This window comes from Brachyspira sp. SAP_772, assembly GCF_009755885.1.
Lineage (GTDB): Bacteria > Spirochaetota > Brachyspiria > Brachyspirales > Brachyspiraceae > Brachyspira.
In genome coordinates, this window is record NZ_VYIX01000241.1 from 1 (window position 1) to 634 (window position 634).

Annotated in this window: 1 protein-coding gene; it reads right to left on the reverse strand. The window is 27.5% G+C overall.

Features of this window, described 5'->3' with window-relative positions; all coding sequences use genetic code 11:
- Positions 1 to 87: 87 nt before the first annotated feature.
- A partial coding sequence (locus GQX97_RS13800) for an ABC transporter permease (RefSeq protein ID WP_368666587.1) occupies positions 88 to 634 on the reverse strand: 547 nt, incomplete at its 5' end.

Here is a 634-nt window from a genome sequence, read left to right on the forward strand (position 1 = left end):
ATTTTTTTATTTTTAATTTAAAGATATTATCATTTTAATTTTTTCTTTTCTTCTAATAATTTTTTTATTTTTAATTTAAAGATATTATCATTTTAATTTTTTCTTTTCTTCTAATAAAGAATTAATTTTAGCTTGTACCTCTGATATCTCTTTAGAATAGTCTTTAGTATTATCAGATATCATATAATCTATTCTTACTTTATAAGATTCAATTTCTTCTTCAAGCTGTTCACGTTTTTCTTTTTTTACATCAACTTTTTTTACTTTATTAGACATTTTTATTCTATAAACGTCTATAAGAACAGCTATAATAACWACTATACCTATAGTAAAGTATTGGAAGAACTGCTCAACACCAACAGAAGGAAGTCCTACTTTAAGTACAGACATTATATATACACCAATTATAGTACCTATTATAGAACCAACACCGCCAGAAAGAGAAGTTCCTCCTATAACTACTGCAGCAATCGCATCAAACTCATAACCCTGTCCAGCTCCAGGACTTATGCTTGAATAGCTAGCAGCAAAAGTTAAACCTCCTATACCACAAAAAAATCCTGCTATAGTATAAGCAATTATTTTCCATTTATTAGTTTTTATACCAGAAAGTCTTGCAGCCTCTGCATTGCTT